The sequence below is a fragment of the Burkholderia paludis genome (assembly GCF_000732615.1).
Classification (GTDB): domain Bacteria; phylum Pseudomonadota; class Gammaproteobacteria; order Burkholderiales; family Burkholderiaceae; genus Burkholderia; species Burkholderia paludis.
This window is the reverse complement of the sequence record NZ_JPGL01000063.1, coordinates 13464-35947: the sequence shown is the minus strand read 5'-3', so window position 1 is coordinate 35947 and position 22484 is coordinate 13464. Positions and strand designations below refer to the sequence as shown.

Sequence of the window (22484 nt, the reverse complement as noted above, 5' to 3'; positions counted from 1 at the left end):
GCGTGACGGCATCGAAGGTCATCGCGCGGCTGGTTGCCGCGCTGGCGCTGGCGGGGCTGGGTTTCGGCCTCGCGGGATGCAATACCGTCCGAGGCTTCGGGGAGGACGTCAACGCCGCCGGCAGCGCCCTGAAGCGCGCCGCGGAGTGACCTCCGCCGAGAATTTGTCGATGTGCGCCGGCGGAACGCCGGCCCTTCAACCGGATTGACGGATCATGGAAAAATTTACAGTGCATACCGGCGTCGTGGCGCCGCTCGATCGCGAGAACGTCGACACCGACGCGATCATCCCGAAGCAGTTCCTGAAGTCGATCAAGCGCACGGGCTTCGGTCCGAACGCGTTCGACGAATGGCGTTATCTCGATCACGGCGAGCCGGGCCAAGACAACTCGAAGCGGCCGCTGAATCCCGATTTCGTGCTGAACCAGCCGCGCTACCAGGGCGCGTCGGTGCTGATCGCGCGCAAGAACTTCGGCTGCGGCAGCTCGCGCGAGCACGCACCGTGGGCGCTGCAGCAGTATGGCTTCCGCGCGATCATCGCGCCGAGCTTCGCGGACATCTTCTTCAACAACTGCTTCAAGAACGGCCTGCTGCCGATCGTATTGACCGAACAGCAGGTCGATCACCTGTTCAACGACACGTACGCGTTCAACGGCTACCAGCTCACGGTCGATCTCGACGCGCAGGTGGTGCGGACGGGCGACGGCCGCGAGTATCCGTTCGAGGTCACCGCGTTCCGCAAGTACTGCCTGCTGAACGGCTTCGACGACATCGGCCTCACGCTGCGCCACGCGGACAAGATCCGCCAGTTCGAGGCGGAACGCCTCGTGAAGCAGCCGTGGCTCAACCACAAGCTGGTCGGCTGATCGCGCCTTTCGGGCGGGCGCGCCTGCGGCGCGTTCGCCGGCCTGCCTCCATAACCTACCCAGTCAGGAAAAACGCATGAAGATTGCAGTGCTGCCCGGCGACGGCATCGGTCCGGAAATCGTCAACGAAGCGTTGAAGGTGCTGAACGCACTCGACGAGAAGTTCGAACTCGAACAGGCGCCGGTCGGCGGCGCCGGCTACGCGGCGAGCGGCCATCCGCTGCCGGACGCGACGCTTGCGCTCGCCCGTGAGGCCGACGCGATTCTGTTCGGCGCCGTCGGCGACTGGAAATACGACTCGCTCGAGCGCGCGCTGCGCCCCGAGCAGGCAATCCTCGGGCTGCGCAAGCATCTCGAGCTGTTCGCGAACTTCCGCCCGGCGCTGTGCTATCCGCAGCTCGTCGATGCATCGCCGCTGAAGCCGGAACTCGTGTCGGGCCTCGACATCCTGATCGTGCGCGAACTGAACGGCGACGTGTACTTCGGCCAGCCGCGCGGCGTGCGCGCGGCGCCGGACGGTCCGTTCGCCGGCGAACGCGAAGGCTTCGACACGATGCGCTACTCGGAACCGGAAGTGCGCCGCATCGCGCACGTCGCGTTCCAGGCCGCCCGCAAGCGCGCGAAGAAGCTGCTGTCGGTCGACAAGGCGAACGTGCTCGAGACCTCGCAGTTCTGGCGCGACGTGATGATCGACGTGTCGAAGGAATACGCGGACGTCGAGCTGTCGCACATGTACGTCGACAACGCGGCGATGCAGCTCGCGAAGGCGCCGAAGCAGTTCGACGTGATCGTCACCGGCAACATGTTCGGCGACATCCTGTCGGACGAGGCGTCGATGCTGACGGGCTCGATCGGCATGCTGCCGTCGGCGTCGCTCGACAAGAACAACAAGGGCCTGTACGAGCCGTCGCACGGTTCCGCGCCGGACATCGCGGGCAAGGGCATCGCGAACCCGCTCGCGACAATCCTGTCGGCCGCGATGATGCTGCGCTACTCGCTGAATCGCGCGGAGCAGGCCGATCGCATCGAGCGCGCGGTGAAAACGGTGCTCGAACAGGGCTACCGGACGGGCGACATCGCGACGCCGGGCGGCAAGCAGGTCGGCACGGTGGCGATGGGCGACGCGGTGGTCGCGGCGCTGTAACGCAATCATGTAGAAAGGGCGCGAACGGGCCGTAAAATCGGCCGGTTCGCGTGCGGTTGGCCGTTGTGCGGGCAACCGGCTTTGTGTAGACTCGAACGATGGCGCTGATTTCCCTGATCTCCCCGGTCTTGAAACTCCACGGCAATACTGCCCGTGCGGGTGCGCGCGCCATCGTCATCACGAAAACCATTACCACGAAAACGGTCATTAAACGCTGATCGTCCGTCGTGCCCGCCTTTTTCCCCGCGCGGTCACACCGGGGACGGAAATGGCGGGGAAGCTCCATCAAAGGGTAAGTCATGAACGTAGGTCTCGTAGGTTGGCGCGGCATGGTCGGCAGCGTCCTGATGCAGCGCATGCAGGAAGAAGGCGATTTCGACCTGATCGAACCGGTGTTTTTCAGCACCAGCAACACGGGCGGCAAAGCGCCGTCGTTCGCGAAAAACGAGACCACGCTCAAGGATGCGACCAACGTCGACGAGCTGAAGAAGTGCGACGTGATCATCACGTGCCAGGGCGGCGACTACACGAACGACGTGTTCCCGAAGCTGCGCGCGGCCGGCTGGAACGGCTACTGGATCGATGCGGCGTCGTCGCTGCGGATGAAGGACGACGCGGTGATCATCCTCGATCCGGTCAACCTCGACGTGATCAAGGACGCGCTCGTCAAGGGCACGAAGAACTTCATCGGCGGCAACTGCACGGTCAGCCTGATGCTGATGGCACTCGGCGGCCTGTTCCGCGAGAACCTCGTCGACTGGATGACGGCGATGACCTACCAGGCCGCATCGGGCGCGGGCGCGCAGAACATGCGCGAACTGCTGGCGCAGATGGGCACGCTGAACGGCGCGGTGAAGGAGCAACTCGCCGATCCGGCTTCCGCGATCCTCGACATCGACCGCCGCGTGCTGGCCGCGATGAACAGCGACGCGATGCCGACCAGCAACTTCGGCGTGCCGCTCGCCGGCTCGCTGATCCCGTGGATCGACAAGGATCTCGGCAACGGGATGTCGAAGGAAGAGTGGAAGGGCGGCGCGGAAACCAACAAGATCCTCGGCAAGCCGGCCATGGGCGAGCCGGGTTCGATCCCGGTCGACGGCCTGTGCGTGCGGATCGGCGCAATGCGCTGCCATTCGCAGGCGCTGACGATCAAGCTGAATAAGGACGTGCCGCTCGACGAGATCAACGGCATCCTCGCATCGGCGAACGATTGGGTGAAGGTCGTACCGAACGAGCGTGAAGCGTCGATGCGCGACCTGTCGCCGGCGAACGTGACGGGCACGCTGACGGTGCCGGTCGGCCGCCTGCGCAAGCTTGCGATGGGCGGCGAATACCTGTCGGCGTTCACGGTCGGCGATCAGCTGTTGTGGGGCGCGGCCGAGCCGCTGCGCCGCATGCTGCGCATCCTGCTCGACAAGTAAGCCCGCCTGTCCGGCCCGCGGGCCGGATTGCACCGCACAGCGCGCCGCGCCGGCCTCGATGATGTCGAGGCCGGCGCGGCGCGTTTTTCATGCGCGGGTCAGCGCATGTTCAGCAGCGTCTGGTCGACGGTCTGCTGGGTCTTGATCGTCTGCGCATTTGCCTGGTAATTGCGCTGCGCGGTGATCAGGTTCACGAGTTCGGTCGTCAGGTTGACGTTCGAGTTTTCCAGCGCGCTGCCTTGCAGCGTGCCGTGGTTCGTGCTGCCCGGCGCGGAGATCTGCGGCACGCCCGACGCGGCGGTTTCCGTGTACTGGTTGCCGCCGATGTTGACGAGGCCGTTCGGGTTGTTGAAGTTCGCGAGCGCGATCAGGCCGAGCGGTGCGCTTTTCCCGTTCGAGTAGTTGCCGGTCAGCTTGCCGTCGGCGCCGATCGTGAAGGTCGTCAGCGTGCCGCTCGCGAAACCGTCCTGCGCGAGGTTGGTCACGCCGCTCTTGCTGCCGTACTGCGTCGTGCCGCTCAGGTCGAGCGTCAGGTTCTGCGGATTGGCGCCGCCCGTCGTGTTGGGAATCGAGAACGCGAACTGGCCGACGCTCGCCGTCGGCTGGCCGGTCGCGGCGGACGTCGACGACACAAGCCGGCCCGACGTGTCGAACGTGACGGTGCCGAGATTGGTCGGCGTCTGGCCCTGCACGCCGGCGTAGGCCTGCCAGGTGCCGGCCGTCGACTTCACGAAGTACATGTTGACCTGCTGCGCGCCGCCGAGCGAGTCGTACACCTGGATCGACGAGTTGTAGTTGTAGGTCGCGTTGTCGGTCGGGTTGAGCGGCGTCTTGGTCGGCAGCTTGTCCTGCGAGTTCAGGTTGAACTGGCCAGTGATCTTGGTCGAGGCCGACGGCGCGATGTTGTTGGTCGGCGCCTGCAGCGGCACGGTTGCCGCGGTATTGATCGTGCCGCTCGCGTCGGCCGCGTAACCCATCAGGTTGCGGCCCTGCGAGTCGACGATCGCGCCGTTCTTGTCGCGATGGAACGTGCCGTCGCGCGAATACGTGATCGAGCCGTTGTTCGACATCTGGAAGAAGCCGTTGCCGTTGATCGCGACGTCCAGCGACGAGTTGGTCGTGTTGATCGTGCCCTGGCCGAACTGCTGCTGCACCGATGCGAGTTGCGTGCCAATGCCGATCTGCGTGTTGACCGACGTCGCGACCGAGTTCGCGTACATGTCGGAAAAGTTCGCGCGACCTTGCTTGAAGCCGGTCGTGTTCGCGTTCGCGATGTTGTTGCCGATCACGTCGAGATTGTTCGACGCGCCGGCCAACCCGCTCAAGCCTTGCTGATAGCCCATGTTCGATCCCCGTAACGAGCTGGTGAGTGAACGCAGTCGTGCGACTGCGCGATGCCTCCCTGGCACCCGCCGGCGTCTGCCCGGCCGCCGCGCTCCCGCCTGTCCGGCGGGTGCGAGCACGGTGGTCGAGCTGCACCGATTCTTGTTTGAAGCCGATCGTAACGACAGCGATTATTCGATCTGTGTAATTTTGTGTAATGTAATTGAATTTATAAAGAAATGATTACTTTTGTATGAGAAATGGATCGGCCTGACAGGCTGAGATCCTTATGGGGCGGGGCTTTGGTGGCAAAACGGCGCAATTCGACGATAAGAGGGGGGAATTGCCTTCTTATCGATCAATTGAAATTTATTTGAACGGGATTGGCGAGGTGACGGGTTTCTTATGATTGTCTTCCGTTAATTCATTAACGGCAGGCAGCGTGAATTGTTGAGCGAATACGCGCGGATCTGCCGGGTGATCGGGGTGGCGCATCGGTCGATCGAGCGGGCTGGTCGCAGGGCGCCTGCCCGGGCGACAGCGCGGCCCGGGCGCCGGGTGCGCCGCCGCCCGGATGCGGCGGGTTGCACCTGCGGGCGACGAATTCGGCCCGAACCCGATCGCGTGAAGTAAACTATGCGGCTACGACGCACAGACCCGCCTAAAGCGTCGCGTTCCACGCGACGCTTTTGCATTTCTGCGGCAACCTTATTGACGCTTCCAACCGCGAATCCAGACCGCGCCCGCGCGCGGCGATAGAGCCAACGATGTCCCGAATTTCCTTGTTTCCGCGTCAGTCCCGTCTGTCACGCGCCGTGTGTGGTGCGCTGACGATCCTGGCGCTCGGCGCAACCGCATCGACCTGGGCGGCCGGCGCCGGCGAGCAGCCGGCGTCCGCCGCGTCCGCCGCGGGCGGCGCCGCGCCGCTTACCGTGACGGTCCAGCCGGGCCAGTCGCTGAACGACATCGCGAAAGCGGTCACGCAATCGCACGATCCGGTCGTGCTTGCACGCGCCGGCCGCGCGCTGTTCGACGCCAATCCGCAGGCGTTCATGAAGCGCGACGCGAGTCGCCTGAGGGTCGGCGCGACGCTGGCCGTGCCCGCGCTCGACGCGACGGGCGCGGCGCTCGTGCCGGTGGCGGCGTCCGGCGCGTCGGGTACGGCGGCCGCCGCCGCACCCGCTGCCGCGTCGGGCGGTGCGGCGAGCGCGCAGCATGGCGCATCCGCCGCACACCCGGGGTCGGCCGTGCAAGCCGCGCCGGTGGCGCCGGCCGCGCATGCGGCGCCGGTGAGCGGGGCGAGCGTTGCACAGGTCGCCGGTGCGATGGCGCCGGTCGGCGCGTCGGCCGCGCATGGCGCGTCGGTTGTCGAAAGCGGGCAGCCGGCGGCGTCCGTCGGCGGGGCAAGCGGTCCGCACGTGTGGAGCGGCGCGATCCAGTCGGGGCCGTCGTCCGCGAGCGAGGCCGCGATCGCGCCCGCGGCGGGCAGCCCGGTCCCGGGCGCACACGAACCGGCGGCCGCGGCCCCCGTCGCGGGTGCGTCGCAGCCGCGGCCTTCGAGCCTGCAGCAACTGCTGGCGCTGAAGAACCGCGTGCTGATGGAGTTGCAGGCGCACGGCATCGGCAAGCCGACCGCGAAGAACGACGTCGCGCCGGCGCCCGTCGCGCCGGGTCCGGCCGGGAGCGACGCGGGTGCGTCCGCCGTCGCGCCGACGCCGGGCGAAGCCGCATCCGGCGTGGCGGCCAGCGCGGTGCAGCCGGCACCGGCGCCCGCGCAGACGGTCGCGCCTGCACGCAGTGCCGGGCAGATGGACTGGCGTCCGGTCGCGGTCGCCGGCGCGGCCGTGATTGCGCTTGCGGCCGGTTTCGCATGGCGCAGGCGCCGGAATGGCCGGCGCACGGACGATACGGGTACGACGGCCGCCGCAGGGGCGGCGGGCGGTGACGCGGCGGCTGAAACCGAGGCGGCGCCGTCCGTCGAGCAGGATCTGCCGATCCGGCCCGAAATGCCGGTCGCACGCGACGCGGCTTCCGACATGAACCTTGCCGCGGCGACTGCCGCGGCGGCGGAGACGGTCGAGACGCACGATGCGGATACGGCGCGGACGCCGGAAGTGACGAAGCCGCATGACGTGCAGCCGGAATCGCCGCCCGTTCACGCCGCAGCGTCGCGCGCGATGGGGGCGGCTCCGGTGCAGCTCGAAACCGAGTCGATCGAGGAAGCGGCAACCGGAAAGCCGGGTGATACGCAGGCAGGGATGTCGATCGAAACGCCGGTCGAGACGCGGGCTGAAGCTCAGGCTGACGCCGTGGCCAAAGCTTCGGGCGAGACGTCGACCAAGGCGCCGATCGAAGCCCTGACCGAGACCCCGACTGAGATCCCGGTCGGGACGTCGACCAAGATCTCGACCGACGCCTCGACCGAAGCCTCGACCGAAGCCTCGACCGACACCCCGGCCGACACCCCGGCCGACACCTTGGCCGACACCTTGGCCGACACCTTGGCCAAGGCGCCGACCGAGACTCTGGCCGAGACTCCGACTGAAACCCCGGCCGATATCTCGACCACGATCCCGGCCGAAGCCTCGACCGAGCCCCTGACTGCGGCACCGGCCGCAGCACCAGCCGCACCGGCCGCACCGGCCACACCGGCCGCAACCGAAGCGCAGCACGCGACGTTGATGCAGAACGCGATCAGCGCGCTCAGCAGCCTCGACATGCCGTTGCCGCCGCGCACGGCGGATGAGCCGTTGTCGGCGGTGGGCGAGCCGGTCGCGCAGGCCGTGCAGTCGGGTGCGGATGAATTCGCAACTAACGGTCAAGCCGCCTCGCACCCGCCGATGGGCGCGCCGGGCCTGGCCCCGGAACATCCGGCCGGCCAGGGCGACGAGTTCGACTGGGACCCGGACCTGGATCTGGACGCCGCGCCTCCCGCCGGCCGCGCCGGCAGCCCGTTTGCGACGTCGTCGCTGCCGCCGCTCGGCGGCGCGCAGTTCGGCGCATTGAAGCTCGATTTCGATCTCGACCTGCCGGCCGCGCCGGGCGCCGAGCTGCCCGCGCTGACGCCGGGCGAGCTGGCCCGCATCGCGCGCAACAAGCTCGATCTCGCGTCCGAGTATGTCGAGCTGGGCGACCTGTCCGGCGCGCGGACGCTGCTGCAGGAAGTGGTCGACGCGAACGACGCCGCGACGCGCGACGATGCGCGCGCGCTGCTCGCGAAACTGGCGGAAGAGGCGTGATGCGGATCGCGCTGGGCGTCCAGTACGACGGCGCCGCGTTCTGCGGCTGGCAGGCGCAGCCGCACGGCAAGACCGTACAGGACAGGCTCGAGCGTGCGCTGGCCGAGTTCGCGCGGGTGCCGCTGCACACGACGGTCGCCGGCCGGACCGATACGGGCGTGCACGGGCTCGGGCAGGTCGTGCACTTCGACACCGGGCTCGAACGCGAGGTATTCTCGTGGGTGCGCGGCACCAACGCGTTCCTGCCGCCGACCGTGTCGGTGCAGTGGGCGAAGCCGATGCCGGACACGTTCCATGCGCGCTTCTCGGCGTTCGAGCGCACCTATTACTACGCGCTGTACGTGCATCCCGTGCGTTCGCCGATGCTGGCCGGACGCGCGGGCTGGATCCACACGCCGCTCGACGACGACGCGATGCGCGCCGCCGCCGCGCACCTGATCGGCGAGCACGACTTCTCGTCGTTCCGGTCGTCGGAATGCCAGTCGAAGACGCCGGTCAAGCACCTGTACCAGATCGACGTGCGGCGCGCGGGGCATTTCATCCATTTCCGCTTCCGCGCGAACGCGTTCCTGCACCACATGGTGCGCAACCTGATGGGCTGCCTCGTCGCGGTCGGGCGCGGCCGCTACCCGGCCGACTGGCTGGCCGACGTGCTGGCCGGGCGCGACCGCAACCTCGCGGCGCCCACGTTCATGGCCGACGGGCTGTATCTCGCCCATGTCGGCTACCCGGCGGAATTCGCCGTCCCGCCCGCGCAGCTCGGCAGCGTGCCGTGGAGCAGCGTCTGGGCCGATCTGGACCCTCAATCATGACGGATCACGCCGTGTCTTCCCCGACTTCCGCCGCCGGCCTGTCGCCGCGCACGCGCGTCAAGCTGTGCGGGCTGTCGCGTCCCGAGGACGTGCTGCACGCGGCGGCGCTCGGCGCCGATGCGATCGGCCTGGTGTTCTACCCGAAAAGCCCGCGCGCGGTGACGATCGCGCAGGCGGCCGAGCTGGCAAGCCTGGCCCCGCCGTTCGTGTCGGTGGTCGGGCTGTTCGTGAATGCGTCCGAAGCCGAGGTCGAGGCCGTCGCGCGCGAGGTGCCGCTCACGCTGCTGCAGTTCCACGGCGACGAGACGCCCGAACAGTGCGAGTCGCTCGGTCGCGCGGCGCGTCTGCCGTGGCTGCGCGCGCTGCGCGTCGGCCCCTCGACGCAATCGGCCGATTTGGTAGAATCGGGTCTTCATTATTCGAAAGCGCGCGGCCTCCTGTTCGACACCCTGGTGCCGGACTACGGCGGTAGCGGCAAGGTCTTCGATTGGTCTCTTATTCCCGCAGAGCTCGCGCATCGGGCCGTTTTGAGTGGTGGCTTGAGCGCGCAAAACGTCGGTGATGCGATCCGCCAGTTGCGCCCGTTTGCTGTCGATGTCTCGAGTGGCATCGAAGTGGAGGGCGCGAAGGGCGTGAAGGATCACGCCCGGATGGCGGCGTTCGTACGCGCGGTGCGCGAGGCGGACGCCGGGTGATGCAAGCCGGTGCGGCTCCGAAAGCGGGGCGCATCGACCGATCGAGAGAGACACCATGTACAACCTTCCTGATGATCGCGGCCACTTCGGCCCTTACGGCGGCCTGTTCGTCGCCGAGACGCTGATTCACGCGCTCGACGAGCTGCGCGCGGCGTATGAGAAATTCCAGAACGAACCCGGCTTCGTTGCCGAATTCGAGCGCGAGCTGAAGCATTTCGTCGGCCGTCCGTCGCCGATCTACCACGCGCAGCGCTGGAGCGAGACGCTCGGCGGCGCGCAGATCTACCTGAAGCGCGAGGACCTGAACCACACCGGCGCGCACAAGATCAACAACGTGATCGGCCAGGCGCTGCTCGCGAAGCGGATGGGCAAGAAGCGCGTGATCGCGGAGACGGGCGCCGGCCAGCACGGCGTCGCGACCGCGACGATCTGCGCGCGCTTCGGGATGGAGTGCGTCGTCTACATGGGCTCCGAGGACGTGCGCCGCCAGGCCGCGAACGTCTACCGGATGAAGCTGCTCGGCGCGACGGTCGTGCCGGTCGAATCGGGTTCGCGCACGCTGAAGGACGCGCTGAACGAAGCGATGCGCGACTGGGTCACGAACATCGAGAACACGTTCTACATCATCGGCACGGTCGCGGGCCCGCACCCGTATCCGATGATGGTGCGCGACTTCCAGCGCGTGATCGGCGACGAGTGCAAGGTGCAGATGCCCGAGCTCGCGGGGCGGCAGCCCGACGCGGTGATCGCCTGCGTCGGCGGCGGCTCGAACGCGATGGGCATCTTCTACCCGTACATCGACGACGCGTCGGTCCAGCTGATCGGCGTCGAGGCGGCGGGCGACGGCCTCGATACGGGCCGTCACGCGGCGTCGCTGATCGCCGGCAGCCCGGGCGTGCTGCATGGCAACCGCACCTACCTGCTGCAGGACGACAACGGCCAGATCATCGAGACGCATTCGGTGTCGGCGGGGCTCGACTATCCGGGCGTCGGCCCCGAGCATGCATGGCTGAAGGACAGCGGCCGCGCGCAGTACGTCGGCATCACCGACGAGGAAGCGCTGAAGGCGTTCCACGACTGCTGCCGGATCGAGGGGATCATCCCCGCGCTCGAGTCGAGCCACGCGATCGCGTACGGCGTGAAGCTCGCGCCGACGTTGCCGAAGGACAGGATCCTGCTGGTCAACCTGTCGGGCCGAGGCGACAAGGACATGCACACGGTCGCCGAGCGATCGGGCATCGAGCTCTGACCCGACCGATGCGTGACCTGATCGAAGAGCCGGGCGGCGGCGCCGCGAGCGGGGCGGAGGCGGTTCAGCCCGCCGCCGCGCCGCGCGCGCTGCCGTCCGGTATCGAACTGCATAACCGCGATTTCCTGACCGATGCCGCTCATCTGCCGGATGCGTCGATCGACCTGATCGTCGCCGATCCGCCGTACGGGCTCGGCAAGGACTACGGCAACGACTCGGACAAGCGTTCGGGCGACGACTTCCTCGCGTGGACGCGCGAGTGGCTCGAGCTCGCGATTCCGAAGCTGAAGCCGAGCGGGTCGATGTACATCTTCTGCACCTGGCAGTACGCGCCCGAAATCTTCAGTTTCCTGAAGACGAAGCTCACGATGGTCAACGAGATCATCTGGGACCGGCGCGTGCCGAGCATGGGCGGCACGACGCGCCGTTTCACGTCGGTGCACGACAACATCGGCTTTTTCGCGGTTTCCAGGGCGTATTACTTCGATCTCGATCCGGTCCGCATCCCGTACGACGCCGATACGAAGAAGGCCCGCTCGCGCAAGCTGTTCGAAGGCAGCAAGTGGCTGGAGATGGGCTACAACCCGAAGGACGTCTGGTCGGTCTCGCGCCTGCACCGGCAGCACGCGGAGCGCGTCGATCATCCGACCCAGAAGCCGCTGGAAATCATCGAGCGGATGGTGCTCGCAAGCTGCCCGCCGGGCGGCCGCGTGCTCGATCCGTTCATGGGCAGCGGCACGACCGCGGTGGCCTGCGCACGGCAGGGGCGCGACTTCGTCGGCTACGAGATCAACGAAAGCTATTGTGCGATCGCGCACGAGCGCGTGAGCGCGCTCGCCGCGCCGGCGTGCGCGTGATTCGCGCCGCCGCATCGCCGAACGCATACTTTGTATGAGACCGGGGCGGGCACTGAAGCGCCCGCTCCGGATCGACACAGGAAAATTGCCATGTCCCGTATTCAGCAGACCTTCGCCGCGCTCGCCGAACAAGGCCGTAAGGGCCTGATCCCGTTCATCACGGCCGGCGATCCCGATCCCGCCCGGACCGTCGAATTCATGCACGCGCTCGCCGCCGGCGGCGCGGACGTGATCGAGCTCGGCGTGCCGTTCTCGGATCCGATGGCCGACGGCCCCGTGATCCAGCGCTCGTCGGAGCGCGCGCTGGCGCGCGGCGTCACGCTGAAAAGCGTGCTCGCCGACGTGAAGCGCTTTCGCGAAACCGACCCCAAAACCCCCGTCGTGCTGATGGGCTATGCGAACCCGATCGAACGGATGGGGGCCGACGCGTTCGCGGCCGAAGCCCGTGCGGCCGGCGTCGACGGCGTGCTCGTCGTCGACTATCCGCCGGAAGAGGCCGGCGTGTTCGCCGAGAAGATGCGCGCCGCGCAGATCGATCCGATCTTCCTGCTCGCGCCCACGTCGACCGACGAACGCATCGCCGACGTCGGCAAGATCGCGAGCGGCTACGTGTATTACGTGTCGCTCAAGGGCGTGACCGGCGCGGGAAATCTGGATGTTTCGAGCATTGCGGGTAAAATCCCGGCCATCAAGTCGCGCGTGCCGGTTCCGGTCGGCGTCGGCTTCGGTATCCGCGACGCCGAAACGGCGCGCGCGGTGGCCGAGGTGTCCGACGCCGTCGTGATCGGCAGCCGTCTCGTGCAACTGCTCGAAAGCGCTGCGCCGGAAGGCGCGGCCGCCGCGCTGAAGGCTTTCATCGCCGAGCTGCGCGCCGCCCTGGACGGCGCGGGCACGACGGCGCGATAAACCCAACACAGGAAGCGGGCGGGCCATGCGGCCCGGCCCGCCACGGAACAGGAAACCATACGATGAGCTGGCTCGACAAACTGTTGCCGCCGAAGATCAAGCAGACCGACCCGAAAAGCCGCAAGGGCATTCCGGAAGGCCTGTGGGTCAAGTGCCCGTCCTGCGAGGCCGTGCTGTACCGCAACGACGTGGATGCGAACCTGCACGTGTGCCCGAAGTGCGACCACCACATGCGCATCGGCGCGCGCGAGCGCCTCGACGGGCTGCTCGATCCGGAAGGCCGCTACGAAATCGGCCAGGAAATCGTGCCGGTCGACACGCTGAAGTTCAAGGACAGCCGCAAGTATCCCGATCGTCTGAAGGAAGCGATGGACGACACGGGCGAGACCGACGCGATGGTCGTGATGGGCGGTGCGATCCACACGCTGCCGGTGGTCGCGGCCTGCTTCGAGTTCTCGTTCATGGGCGGCTCGATGGGTTCGGTCGTCGGCGAGCGCTTCGCGCGCGGCGCGCAGAACGCGCTCGAGCAGCAGGTGCCGTTCATCTGCTTCACCGCCTCGGGCGGCGCGCGGATGCAGGAAAGCCTGCTGTCGCTGATGCAGATGGCGAAAACCACCGCGATGCTGACCAAGCTGGCCGAAGCGAAGCTGCCGTTCATCTCGGTGCTGACCGACCCGACGATGGGCGGCGTGTCGGCGAGTTTCGCGTTCCTCGGCGACGTCGTGATCGCCGAGCCGAAGGCGCTGATCGGCTTTGCCGGCCCGCGCGTGATCGAGCAGACGGTGCGCGAGAAGCTGCCGGAAGGCTTCCAGCGCGCCGAGTTCCTGCTGAAGACGGGCGCGATCGACATGATCGTCGACCGTCGCAAGCTGCGCGACGAGATCGCCCAGCTGCTCGCGCTGCTGCAGCGACAGCCGGCCGACGCGCTGGCCTGACCGGCGCGAGGGTAGGCGTACTGCGCGTCGCCCGGTGTCAGCGCCGGGCGGCGCGCTTCGTTTTTTTGGCGTAGTGGCGGTCCCGATCCAGATTTGATCCGATGAGCACTTTTCCCACTCTCGACGCGTGGCTTTCGCATCTCGAACGCGCGCACCCGGTCGGCATCGACATGGGCCTGACCCGCATCGGGCAGGTCAAGGCGGCGCTGCAGCTCGAATTCGCGTGCCCCGTCATCACGGTCGGCGGCACGAACGGCAAGGGCTCGACCTGCGCGTTCCTCGAGACGATCCTCGTGCGCGCCGGCTACAAGGTCGGCTGCCATACGTCGCCGCACCTGCTCGAATTCAACGAGCGCGCGCGCGTGAACGGGCAGAACGTCGCCGACGACGAACTGCTGCCGCACTTCGAGGCGGTCGAGGCCGCGCGCACGTCGCTGCCCCAGCCCGTGTCGCTCACGTATTTCGAATTCACGACGCTCGCGATCCTGCATCTGTTCGCGTCGCGCGGGCTCGACGCGGTGATCCTCGAAGTCGGCCTCGGCGGCCGGCTCGACGCGGTCAACATCATCGATACCGATTGCGCGATCGTCACGAGCATCGACATCGACCATACCGAGTATCTCGGCGACACCCGCGAGAAGATCGCGTTCGAGAAGGCCGGGATCTTCCGCGCCGGCAAGCCGGCGATCTGCGGCGATCCGGCCGCGCCGCAGACGTTGATCGACCACGCCGAAGCGATCGGCGCCGACCTGTGGCTCGTCGGCCGCGATTTCCGCTACGAGGCGCAGGCAGGCGCGGAGCGCCAGCAGTGGAGCTACCTCGGCCGCGAGAAACGCTATCCGGCGCTGGCCTATCCGGCGCTGCGCGGCGCGAACCAGCTGATCAATGCGTCGGCCGCGCTCGCCGCGCTCGAAGCGCTGCGCCCGGTGCTGCCGGTGTCCGCGCAGGACATCCGGCTCGGGCTCGCGAACGTCGAGCTGCCGGGGCGCTTCCAGGTGCTGCCGGGCAAGCCGGCGATCGTGCTCGACGTCGCGCACAACCCGCATGCGTCGGCCGTGCTCGAGCAGAACCTCGGCAACATGGGCTTCTTCCCGTACACGTACGCGGTGTTCGGCGCGATGCGCGACAAGGACATCGACGGCGTGCTGCAGCACCTGAAGGGCGAGATCGACCACTGGTGCGTGACCGACCTGCCGCTGCCGCGCGCGGCTTCCGCGGAGCAGCTCGAAGCGGCGCTGCGCAAGGCGGGCGTGGAGGACGGGCCCGATTCGAGCGTGACGCGCTACGCGTCGCCCGCCGAAGCGTTTCGCGATGCACTAAAAAGAGCATCCGAGAATGATAGAATCGTGGTTTTCGGCAGTTTCCATACGGTTGCCGGCGTGCTGGCCTACCGTAAATCGCAGCAACACTGACTGACGGGCAGTTTCGGACTCAGCCATTCATGGGAATTTTCTCGTTCGGCAAAAAAGACGACGACGCGCCCCCGCGGCGCGGCGGTCGTACCGGGGCCTCCCGGAACGTGCGCACGGAGCGCACTGAACGCGTCGAGCGACGCTCACGCCGCACCGAGCGTCCGGAATCGGACACACTGCTCCTCGATCCGACCCTTCCAGAAAAGCAACGCGCGCGCCGTCGCCTCGTCGGCGCGATCGCGCTCGTCGTCGCCGCCGTGATCGTGCTGCCGATGGTGCTCGATTCGCACCCGAAGCCGGTGACGGACGATATCGCGATCGACATTCCGAACCGGCCCGCGCATCAGGCGGCCGCACCGCGTGACGACGACGCGTCCGACGTGCAGGCAGGCGTCGCGCACGACGAGCCGCCGGCTTCCGACACCGCCGTCGCGGCCGCTCCGGCGCCCGCGCCGCAGGACGCCGTCCAGCCGGCCGCGAAGCCCGATACGACGACCACGGAAAGCGTTGCGCCGCCGAAGCCCGCGGCGAAGCCGGCCGCACCCGCGGCAAAACCGGCCGCGCCGAAGCCGGCGCCCGCGACCGTCGCGAACGCCGACACCGCGAGCCCGGACGACGGCGATGCGTCGTCGCCGGCGTCGCCGGCCGGTGCGCGCTTCGCGGTGCAGCTCGGGTCGTTCAAGGACGACGCGACGGCCCGCTCGTGGGCCACCAAGTTGAAATCGGCGGGCGTGCCCGCATATGTCGAGCATCGCAAGCAGGCGGACGGCAGCACGGCTACACTGTTGCGGGCCGGCCCGTTCGCGGATCGCGCGGCGGCCTCCGCCGCGATCGCGAAGGTGCGCGAAGCCGGTCTGACGCAATAACGCACGATGCTGACGGCTTTCGACTACGCTGTATTGGCGGTGATTGCGTTGTCGGCGCTGCGCGGGGCGTGGCGCGGCTTCGTCTCGGAGATTTTCGGGCTGATCGGCTGGATCGCGGCGATCGTGATCGCGGGCCGCTACGTCGGGCTGGTCGTGCCGTACATTCCGGCGAACTGGCCGGGCGGCGCGCTGACGCAGTGGGTGATCGCCTTCGCGGTGCTCGTGATCGGCGTCGTGCTGGTCGCCGGCGTCGCAAACGCGCTGCTGTCGCGGATCGCGCAGGCGAGCGGCCTGGGCGGCGTCGACCGCTCGCTGGGCATGATGTTCGGGCTCGTCCGCGGCTGCGTGCTGGTAGTGCTGCTGGTCGCGGCGGCCGGGCTGACCGAGCTGCCCAAACAGGATTTCTGGCGCAATGCGCTATTGCGTCCTATCGCCGAGCAGGGCGTGCACGAGCTGAAGCAGCTCCTGCCCGACGGCATGGCCCAGTACGTACGCGTGTGACGACGCGGCCGGGCAGGACGGAACCGATTTTGTCATTCTGAAGGACATGCCATGTGCGGCATCGTAGGCGTTATCTCCCAATCCCCGGTCAACCAGCTGATCTATGACAGCCTGCTGCTGCTGCAGCATCGCGGTCAGGACGCGGCGGGCATCGCGACGGCGGACGGCAGCAATTTCCACATGTACAAGGCGAACGGCATGGTGCGCGACGTGTTCCGCACGCGCAACATGCGCAGCCTGCCCGGCACCTACGGCATCGGCCAGGTGCGCTACCCGACGGCCGGCTCGGCGTCGAGCGAGGCCGAGGCGCAGCCGTTCTACGTGAACGCGCCGTTCGGGATCATCCTTGCGCACAACGGCAACCTGACGAACTGGGAGCAACTGAAGGACGAGATGTTCCGGATCGACCGCCGGCACATCAACACGAATTCCGACAGCGAAGTGCTGCTCAACGTGTTCGCGCACGAGCTGCAACTGTCGACCACGGGCCTCGAACTCGATCCGGCCTCGGTGTTCAAGGCGGTGTCGGGCGTGCACCGCCGCCTGCAGGGCTCGTACGCGATTGTGTCGCTGATCGCCGGCTACGGCCTGCTCGCGTTCCGCGACCCGTTCGGCATCCGCCCGCTCTGCATCGGCAAGCTCGAGACCGAGCACGGCACCGAATGGATGGTCGCATCGGAATCGGTGGCCGTCGAAGGCATCGGCTTCGAGTTCGTCCGCGACGTGCAGCCGGGCGAGGCGATCTTCATCGACAAGGCCGGCAACTTCCACAGCCAGCAATGCGCGGAGCAGCCGACGCTGAACCCGTGCATGTTCGAATACGTGTATCTCGCGCGTCCGGATTCGTGCCTCGACGGCGTGCCGGTCTACAACGTGCGCCTGCGCATGGGCGACTATCTCGCCGAGAAGATCAAGCGCGAACTGCCGAACGTGCCGATCGACGTCGTGATGCCGATTCCCGATTCGTCGCGCCCGGCCGCGATGCAGGTCGCCGCGAAGCTCGGCGTCGAGTATCGCGAGGGCTTCTTCAAGAACCGCTACGTCGGCCGCACGTTCATCATGCCGGGGCAGGCCGTGCGCAAGAAATCGGTGCGCCAGAAGCTCAACGCGATGAGCATCGAGTTCAAGGACAAGAACGTGCTGATCGTCGACGACTCGATCGTGCGCGGCACGACCTCGCATGAAATCGTGCAGATGGCGCGCGATGCGGGCGCGAAGTCGGTGATCTTCGCGTCGGCGGCGCCGCCCGTGAAGTTCCCGAACGTGTACGGCATCGACATGCCGACGCGCGGCGAACTCGTCGCGCACGGCCGCACCGACGACGAAGTCGCGAAGATCATCGGCGCCGACCACCTGATCTACCAGGACGTCGACGACCTGCGCCGCGCGGTGCGCGACATCAACCCGAAGCTCGAAGGCTTCGAGGCGTCGTGCTTCGACGGCAACTACATCACCGGCGCCGTGACGCCCGAGTATCTCGATGCGATCGAACGCGCGCGCCTCGCACCGGCGTCGCAGGCCGATCGCGACACGGCAGGCGACACCGAGCGGTCGCAGATGAACCTGCAGCTGTCGGTCGAGTGACCCCGGCGCACGCGTTTGCCGAAGCGTGATAGGATGTGGCCTTGCGTCGATTTGATATCAGCTTGCGGACGCGGGGCGACTTCCCAAAACAGCTAAAGCGAAGGCCGGCGGCAGCCGGCCCGAGTCGATCGCTGTCGTACCGCACCGAAGCCCGCTGATGCCGACGCATAGCGGGCTTTTTGTTTTGGCCTGGTTTTGACCGGGTCCGCGCGAGATGCGCGGCCATCGCATACGGAAAACGGAACATGGACGACTCCCTCAACTTCGACACGCTTGCCGTGCGCGCGGGCACGCTGCGCAGCGACTTCAACGAACACTCGGAAGCGCTGTTCCTCACGTCGAGCTTCTGTTTCTCGAGCGCCGCCGAAGCGGCCGAGCGCTTCGCGAATTCGGAAGACTATTTCACCTATTCGCGCTTCACGAACCCGACCGTCACCATGTTCCAGGAGCGTCTCGCCGCGCTCGAGGGCGGCGAGGCGTGCATCGCGACGGCATCGGGGATGGCCGCGATCATGTCGGTCGTGATGGCCGCGCTGCAGGCAGGCGACCACCTCGTCAGCTCGCGCAGCCTGTTCGGCTCGACGCTCGGGATGTTCTCGCAGATCTTCAACAAGTTCGGAATCACGACGACCTTCGTCGATCCGACCGACCTGAATGCATGGCAGGAGGCCGTGCGGCCCGAGACGAAGATGTTCTTCCTCGAGACGCCGTCGAACCCGCTGACCGAACTCGCCGACATCGAGGCGATCGGCCGGATCGCAAAGGCCGCGAACGCGCTGTTCGTCGTCGACAACTGTTTCTGCAGCCCGGTGTTGCAGCAGCCGCTGAAGCTCGGCGCGGATGTCGTGATGCACTCGGCGACGAAATTCCTCGACGGGCAGGGCCGCGTGCTCGGCGGCGCGCTGGTCGGCTCGAAGGAATTCATCGTGGGCAAGGTGTTCCCGTTCGTGCGCAGCGCGGGCCCGACGCTGTCGGCGTTCAACGCGTGGGTGCTGCTGAAGGGGATGGAGACGCTGTCGCTGCGCGTCGAGAAGCAATCGGCGAACGCGCTGGAGATCGCGCGCTGGCTCGATGCGCATCCGGCGGTCGCGCGGGTGTTTCATCCGGGCCTCGAATCGCATCCGCAGCACGCGCTCGCGAAGCGCCAGCAGAAGGCGGGCGGCGCGATCCTGTCGTTCGAGCTGAAGGGCGACACGCCCGAACAGCAGCGTGCGAATGCGTGGCGCGTGATCGACAACACGAAGCTGATCTCGATCACCGGCAATCTCGGCGACACGCGTACGACCATTACGCATCCGGCAACGACCACGCACGGCCGCATCACGCCGGAAGCGCGCGCGGCAGCGGGGATCAGCGAAGGGCTGATCCGGCTGTCGGTCGGCCTGGAGGACGCGGGCGACCTGCGCAAGGATCTCGCGCGCGGCCTCGAGGGCTGAGCGGGACGACCGGTTTCAGCACCGACATGACGACGGGCCGCTCGATGGAGCGGCCCGTTTTTCGTTCCGCGGCAGGGAAACCGTTCCGCGCCCGCCATCGTGCGCGCCGCCGGATTCAGCCGGCATGCCCGGGTGGCGCGTCGCGCATCGCGTCCATCATCCACCGCAGCGTTGCTTCGAGCGGCGTGACCGGCTGCTCGCCCACCACGTGCCGCAGCTTGTCGCGCGACCCGCTCAGGGTCCTGACTTCGTTGTGCCGCACGAAGCGCGGATCGACCGTCACGTCGATCACGTAGCCGGCGATGCGCGACAGCATCGCCAGCACCTCCTTCAGCGAATACGCGCGCTCCGAGCAGACGTTGAACGTCTCGCCGGCCGGCGCGGCCTCGAGCAGCTTCAGATACGCGGCAGTCACGTCGCGCACGTCGGAGAAATCGCGGCGCACGTTGAGGTTGCCGAGCGAGATCCGCGGTGCGTTGCGCGCATAGTGCGCGACGAGCTTCGGCAGCAGATACGCGTCGCCCTGGCCGACGCCCGTGTAGTTGAACGGTCGCGCGATCACGATCGGCAGCCGGTCGGCCCATAGCCGCGCCGCATATTCCATCGCGAGCTTGCTGACCGCATAGTCGTTCGCCGGGGCGGGCGCGGCGGTTTCGTCGAGCACGCCGGCCGTCGAGTTGCCGTAGACGTTCGCGCTGCTGGCGAGCAGCACGGCGGACGGGCGGCGATCGAGGCCCGCGAGCGCGGCCAGCAGGTTGCGCGTGCCGACGATGTTGACCGCATAGGTCTGCGACGGCGCATCCTGCGCGACATGCGCGCGCGCGGCCAGATGCACGACCGCGTCGGGCCGCGCATCGGCCACGGCGGCGCGCATCGCTTCGGCGTCGAGCAAGTCGACGGGCAGCAGCGTGCAGAGCGCGAACGCTGGATCGTCGGGGCGCGCGGCGCCGGGCGCGATCGTGCCCCAGACATCGTAGCCGGCCGCCTGCAGGCGTTCGGCCATGTAGCGGCCGGTGAAGCCCGTCAGGCCCGTGACGAACGCCCGGCGCGACGCGCGCCCGCTGTCAGAACGTGTCATGGCGCCGATTCCGCGTCAGGTCCGCCTCGACCATCATCTGGCAAAGCTGTTCGAGCGTCGTCTTCGGCATCCAGCCGAGCTTGGCCCTGGCCTTGTCCGCGCAGCCGATCAGCAGGTCGACCTCGGCAGGGCGGTAGAACTTCGGGTTCACTTCGACGAGCACGTTGCCGTTCGACGCGTCGAGGCCGCGCTCCTGCTCGCCCTTGCCGGTCCATTCGATCTGGTAGCCGGCGGCCGCGAACGCCATCCGCACGAAGTCGCGCACGGTCTCGGTGCGATGGGTCGCGAGCACGTAGGTGTCGGGCTCGTCGGCCTGCAGCATGCGCCACATGCCTTCGACGTATTCGAGCGCGAAACCCCAGTCGCGCTTCGCGTCGAGGTTGCCGAGTTCGAGGCGGGTCGCCTTGCCCAGCGCGATCTTCGCGACGGTGTCGGTGATCTTGCGCGTGACGAATTCGCGGCCGCGCAGCGGCGATTCATGGTTGAACAGGATCCCGCTGCTGCCGAACAGCCCGTAGGACTCGCGGTAGTTCACCGTCATCCAGTGTGCGTACAGCTTCGCCACGCCGTACGGGCTGCGCGGATAGAACGAGGTCGCCTCCGTCTGCGGAACCGACTGCACCTTGCCGAACATCTCGGACGTCGACGCCTGGTAGAAACGCGTCTTCGGGCTCACGACGCGGATCGCCTCGAGCAGGTTCAGCGGGCCGATGCCGGTCACGTCGGCAGTTGTCGCCGGCTGGTCGAACGACACGCCGACGAAGCTCTGCGCGGCCAGGTTGTACAGCTCGTCGGGCTGCGTGCGCTCGAGCAGGCGCAGGCTCGAGCCGGGGTCCGTCAGGTCGTGCTCGACGAGCGCGAGGTTCGGGTGCGTATCGCAGCCAAGCTCGGCGATGCGCCAGAAATTCACCGAGCTGGTGCGGCGATAGGTGCCCGTGACCTCGTAGCCCTTGTCGAGCAGCAGCTTGGTCAGGTACGCGCCGTCCTGTCCCGAGATCCCGGTAATGACGGCCTTCTTGCGTGTCTGGCTCATGGCGATGTCCTGGTCGAAACGATGGAGGGTGGAATTCAGGCGGCCGTCCCGGCGGCGGCCGGCAGCGCGCGGCGCGCGGGGCCGCGTGTCAGGCGCCGTTCGAAGCCGTACCAGCTCAGGGTTGCGTACGCGAGCGTGAGCGCGAGGGCGAGCGCGGCCGTGACGAGGCGGTTCAGGTGCAGCGGCCACAGCCCATACAGCACGCTCAGGTGGATCAGGTACACGGTGTAGCTCACGGTGCCCACGTAAACGAGCACCGGGTTGGCCAGCACGCGCTGCACGACGCCGCGGCCGCGCAGCGCGATCACGACGATCGACGTGCAGAGCAGCAGCGAGAGGCTGTAGAGCGCCGCATTCGACAGCGGCGTGTTGGCGGCGCGAAAGCGCGGAAACGACAGGTGCAGCCAGCCGAGGATCGCGAGCGACACGAGCACGCCGGCGATCGCGAGCGGGTAGAGCGGCTCCAGCGCGCGGCGGTCGCGGCGCAGCACGATCGCGAGCAGCGCGCCGGCCGCGAGCAGGTCCATCCGGAACGGCGTCAGGTAGTAGATCGGCCAGAACGAGTCGAACCACGGTGTCGCGATCGCGCGCAGCACCGGCGCGGCGACGATCAGCGCGACGGCGACCCACGGCAGCGCGCGCTCGGAACACCACAGCACGACGAACGGCCAGAAGATGTAGAACTGCTCCTCGACCGCGAGCGACCACAGCACGTTCAGGCTGTCGTGTCCGATGCTGCCGAGCGACAGCCCGATATTGGTCGAGAAAAACGCGAACCACGGCCAGTGCGGCAGCCAGCCCGCGCCGAACAGGAGCGTCGACGCCGCCAGCAGCAGCACGTACGGCGGCAGGATGCGGCGCGCGCGGCGTGCGTAGAAGTGGCCGAAGTACGACTGCCCGCGCGCCTTGCGATCGAGCAGGATGCCGGTGATCAGCAGGCCGCTCAGCACGAAGAACAGGTCGACGCCCATCCACAGCGGCGCTTTCAGCGCGTGCTGCAGGAATACGGCGCCCACCGCGATCGCGCGCAGCCCGTCGAGCTGCACGATGCGGCCGGGTTGCGGCGGGGCGAGATGCCCGGGGCGCGGGACGGCCGTCATCGCGCCGCTCCGTGGCGACCCGCGGCGG

Annotated in this window: 21 protein-coding genes; 17 read left to right on the top strand and 4 right to left on the bottom strand. The window is 67.7% G+C overall.

The window, feature by feature from the left end; translation table 11 throughout:
• Nucleotides 1–2: 2 nt before the first annotated feature.
• The 5 genes from GQ56_RS0130765 to asd all read left to right on the top strand — a co-directional run bounded on the left by GQ56_RS0130765 (nt 3) and on the right by asd (nt 3430).
• Nucleotides 3–149 carry an entericidin A/B family lipoprotein gene (locus tag GQ56_RS0130765; protein WP_011548098.1) on the top strand — a complete coding sequence of 49 codons (147 nt, stop codon included), beginning with the start codon at nt 3–5 and terminating at the stop codon, nt 147–149.
• Nucleotides 150–214: 65 nt separating this feature from the next.
• Nucleotides 215–865: a 3-isopropylmalate dehydratase small subunit gene (gene leuD / locus GQ56_RS0130760; RefSeq protein ID WP_031402306.1), complete on the top strand. Its 651-nt coding sequence runs from the start codon at nt 215–217 to the stop codon at nt 863–865.
• Between the two features lie 76 nt (nt 866–941).
• Nucleotides 942–2009 carry a 3-isopropylmalate dehydrogenase gene (gene leuB, locus GQ56_RS0130755; protein ID WP_031402305.1) on the top strand — a complete coding sequence of 356 codons (1068 nt, stop codon included), beginning with the start codon at nt 942–944 and terminating at the stop codon, nt 2007–2009.
• A 98-nt stretch (nt 2010–2107) separates the two neighbouring features.
• Entirely contained in the window at nt 2108–2227 is a 120-nt protein-coding gene (locus GQ56_RS42210; RefSeq protein WP_034198345.1) for a hypothetical protein, read from the top strand.
• An 81-nt stretch (nt 2228–2308) separates the two neighbouring features.
• Nucleotides 2309–3430, top strand: coding sequence for an aspartate-semialdehyde dehydrogenase (gene asd, locus GQ56_RS0130750; protein ID WP_031402304.1), 1122 nt, complete (start codon nt 2309–2311; stop codon nt 3428–3430).
• A gap of 98 nt (nt 3431–3528) precedes the next feature.
• Here asd and flgE read toward each other — a convergent pair whose 3' ends face one another.
• Entirely contained in the window at nt 3529–4773 is a 1245-nt protein-coding gene (gene flgE / locus GQ56_RS0130745) for a flagellar hook protein FlgE (protein WP_031402303.1), read from the bottom strand.
• 747 nt (nt 4774–5520) lie between these two features.
• On the opposite strand from flgE, the gene GQ56_RS0130740 reads away from it, so the two are divergent.
• The 12 genes from GQ56_RS0130740 to GQ56_RS0130685 all read left to right on the top strand — a co-directional run bounded on the left by GQ56_RS0130740 (nt 5521) and on the right by GQ56_RS0130685 (nt 19245).
• Entirely contained in the window at nt 5521–7992 is a 2472-nt protein-coding gene (locus tag GQ56_RS0130740; protein WP_031402302.1) for a FimV/HubP family polar landmark protein, read from the top strand.
• On the top strand, nt 7992–8804 hold the full coding sequence (truA, locus tag GQ56_RS0130735; RefSeq protein ID WP_031402301.1) for a tRNA pseudouridine(38-40) synthase TruA: 813 nt from the start codon (nt 7992–7994) through the stop codon (nt 8802–8804). Before GQ56_RS0130740 ends, truA begins: the two co-directional genes overlap by 1 nt.
• Entirely contained in the window at nt 8801–9499 is a 699-nt protein-coding gene (locus tag GQ56_RS0130730; RefSeq protein ID WP_031402300.1) for a phosphoribosylanthranilate isomerase, read from the top strand. Before truA ends, GQ56_RS0130730 begins: the two co-directional genes overlap by 4 nt.
• A gap of 55 nt (nt 9500–9554) precedes the next feature.
• Complete coding sequence (gene trpB / locus GQ56_RS0130725) at nt 9555–10748, top strand: tryptophan synthase subunit beta (RefSeq protein ID WP_031402299.1); 1194 nt, start codon at nt 9555–9557, stop codon at nt 10746–10748.
• Nucleotides 10749–10756: 8 nt separating this feature from the next.
• Nucleotides 10757–11605, top strand: coding sequence for a DNA-methyltransferase (locus GQ56_RS0130720; protein ID WP_031402298.1), 849 nt, complete (start codon nt 10757–10759; stop codon nt 11603–11605).
• 90 nt (nt 11606–11695) lie between these two features.
• Complete coding sequence (gene trpA / locus GQ56_RS0130715) at nt 11696–12511, top strand: tryptophan synthase subunit alpha (RefSeq protein ID WP_031402297.1); 816 nt, start codon at nt 11696–11698, stop codon at nt 12509–12511.
• A 62-nt stretch (nt 12512–12573) separates the two neighbouring features.
• The gene (accD, locus tag GQ56_RS0130710; protein ID WP_011355716.1) at nt 12574–13446 is read left to right on the top strand and encodes an acetyl-CoA carboxylase, carboxyltransferase subunit beta; all 873 of its coding nucleotides are present in this window, start codon (nt 12574–12576) and stop codon (nt 13444–13446) included.
• 101 nt (nt 13447–13547) lie between these two features.
• Nucleotides 13548–14858, top strand: coding sequence for a bifunctional tetrahydrofolate synthase/dihydrofolate synthase (gene folC, locus GQ56_RS0130705; RefSeq protein WP_031402296.1), 1311 nt, complete (start codon nt 13548–13550; stop codon nt 14856–14858).
• Nucleotides 14859–14887: 29 nt separating this feature from the next.
• Nucleotides 14888–15724, top strand: coding sequence for an SPOR domain-containing protein (locus GQ56_RS0130700; RefSeq protein ID WP_031402295.1), 837 nt, complete (start codon nt 14888–14890; stop codon nt 15722–15724).
• A gap of 6 nt (nt 15725–15730) precedes the next feature.
• The gene (locus tag GQ56_RS0130695) at nt 15731–16225 is read left to right on the top strand and encodes a CvpA family protein (RefSeq protein WP_031402294.1); all 495 of its coding nucleotides are present in this window, start codon (nt 15731–15733) and stop codon (nt 16223–16225) included.
• 51 nt (nt 16226–16276) lie between these two features.
• Entirely contained in the window at nt 16277–17809 is a 1533-nt protein-coding gene (gene purF, locus GQ56_RS0130690; protein ID WP_031402293.1) for an amidophosphoribosyltransferase, read from the top strand.
• A 245-nt stretch (nt 17810–18054) separates the two neighbouring features.
• On the top strand, nt 18055–19245 hold the full coding sequence (locus tag GQ56_RS0130685) for an O-succinylhomoserine sulfhydrylase (RefSeq protein WP_031402292.1): 1191 nt from the start codon (nt 18055–18057) through the stop codon (nt 19243–19245).
• Between the two features lie 115 nt (nt 19246–19360).
• On the opposite strand, the gene GQ56_RS0130680 is transcribed toward GQ56_RS0130685, so the two are convergent.
• Genes GQ56_RS0130680 through GQ56_RS0130670 form a run of 3 tightly spaced genes read right to left on the bottom strand, consistent with a single transcriptional unit; the run spans nt 19361 to nt 22456 of the window.
• Entirely contained in the window at nt 19361–20323 is a 963-nt protein-coding gene (locus GQ56_RS0130680; RefSeq protein ID WP_031402291.1) for an NAD-dependent epimerase/dehydratase family protein, read from the bottom strand.
• A complete protein-coding gene (gene gmd / locus GQ56_RS0130675) occupies nt 20310–21356 on the bottom strand; it encodes a GDP-mannose 4,6-dehydratase (RefSeq protein WP_031402290.1) in 1047 nt (348 codons plus the stop codon). Before gmd ends, GQ56_RS0130680 begins: the two co-directional genes overlap by 14 nt.
• Before the next feature lie 35 nt (nt 21357–21391).
• A complete protein-coding gene (locus tag GQ56_RS0130670) occupies nt 21392–22456 on the bottom strand; it encodes an acyltransferase family protein (RefSeq protein WP_031402289.1) in 1065 nt (354 codons plus the stop codon).
• Nucleotides 22457–22484 lie beyond the last annotated feature (28 nt).

What these genes read in the sequence shown, in the direction of transcription:
- leuD (WP_031402306.1), top strand. Translation starts at nt 215, where the DNA reads ATGGAAAAATTTACAGTGCATACCGGCGTCGTGGCGCCGCTCGATCGC.
- leuB (WP_031402305.1), top strand. Translation starts at nt 942, where the DNA reads ATGAAGATTGCAGTGCTGCCCGGCGACGGCATCGGTCCGGAAATCGTC.
- GQ56_RS42210 (WP_034198345.1), top strand. Translation starts at nt 2,108, where the DNA reads ATGGCGCTGATTTCCCTGATCTCCCCGGTCTTGAAACTCCACGGCAAT.
- asd (WP_031402304.1), top strand. Translation starts at nt 2,309, where the DNA reads ATGAACGTAGGTCTCGTAGGTTGGCGCGGCATGGTCGGCAGCGTCCTG.
- flgE (WP_031402303.1), bottom strand. Translation starts at nt 4,773, where the DNA reads ATGGGCTATCAGCAAGGCTTGAGCGGGTTGGCCGGCGCGTCGAACAAT.
- GQ56_RS0130740 (WP_031402302.1), top strand. Translation starts at nt 5,521, where the DNA reads ATGTCCCGAATTTCCTTGTTTCCGCGTCAGTCCCGTCTGTCACGCGCC.
- truA (WP_031402301.1), top strand. Translation starts at nt 7,992, where the DNA reads ATGCGGATCGCGCTGGGCGTCCAGTACGACGGCGCCGCGTTCTGCGGC.
- GQ56_RS0130730 (WP_031402300.1), top strand. Translation starts at nt 8,801, where the DNA reads ATGACGGATCACGCCGTGTCTTCCCCGACTTCCGCCGCCGGCCTGTCG.
- trpB (WP_031402299.1), top strand. Translation starts at nt 9,555, where the DNA reads ATGTACAACCTTCCTGATGATCGCGGCCACTTCGGCCCTTACGGCGGC.
- GQ56_RS0130720 (WP_031402298.1), top strand. Translation starts at nt 10,757, where the DNA reads ATGCGTGACCTGATCGAAGAGCCGGGCGGCGGCGCCGCGAGCGGGGCG.
- trpA (WP_031402297.1), top strand. Translation starts at nt 11,696, where the DNA reads ATGTCCCGTATTCAGCAGACCTTCGCCGCGCTCGCCGAACAAGGCCGT.
- accD (WP_011355716.1), top strand. Translation starts at nt 12,574, where the DNA reads ATGAGCTGGCTCGACAAACTGTTGCCGCCGAAGATCAAGCAGACCGAC.
- folC (WP_031402296.1), top strand. Translation starts at nt 13,548, where the DNA reads ATGAGCACTTTTCCCACTCTCGACGCGTGGCTTTCGCATCTCGAACGC.
- GQ56_RS0130700 (WP_031402295.1), top strand. Translation starts at nt 14,888, where the DNA reads ATGGGAATTTTCTCGTTCGGCAAAAAAGACGACGACGCGCCCCCGCGG.
- GQ56_RS0130695 (WP_031402294.1), top strand. Translation starts at nt 15,731, where the DNA reads ATGCTGACGGCTTTCGACTACGCTGTATTGGCGGTGATTGCGTTGTCG.
- purF (WP_031402293.1), top strand. Translation starts at nt 16,277, where the DNA reads ATGTGCGGCATCGTAGGCGTTATCTCCCAATCCCCGGTCAACCAGCTG.
- GQ56_RS0130685 (WP_031402292.1), top strand. Translation starts at nt 18,055, where the DNA reads ATGGACGACTCCCTCAACTTCGACACGCTTGCCGTGCGCGCGGGCACG.
- GQ56_RS0130680 (WP_031402291.1), bottom strand. Translation starts at nt 20,323, where the DNA reads ATGACACGTTCTGACAGCGGGCGCGCGTCGCGCCGGGCGTTCGTCACG.
- gmd (WP_031402290.1), bottom strand. Translation starts at nt 21,356, where the DNA reads ATGAGCCAGACACGCAAGAAGGCCGTCATTACCGGGATCTCGGGACAG.
- GQ56_RS0130670 (WP_031402289.1), bottom strand. Translation starts at nt 22,456, where the DNA reads ATGACGGCCGTCCCGCGCCCCGGGCATCTCGCCCCGCCGCAACCCGGC.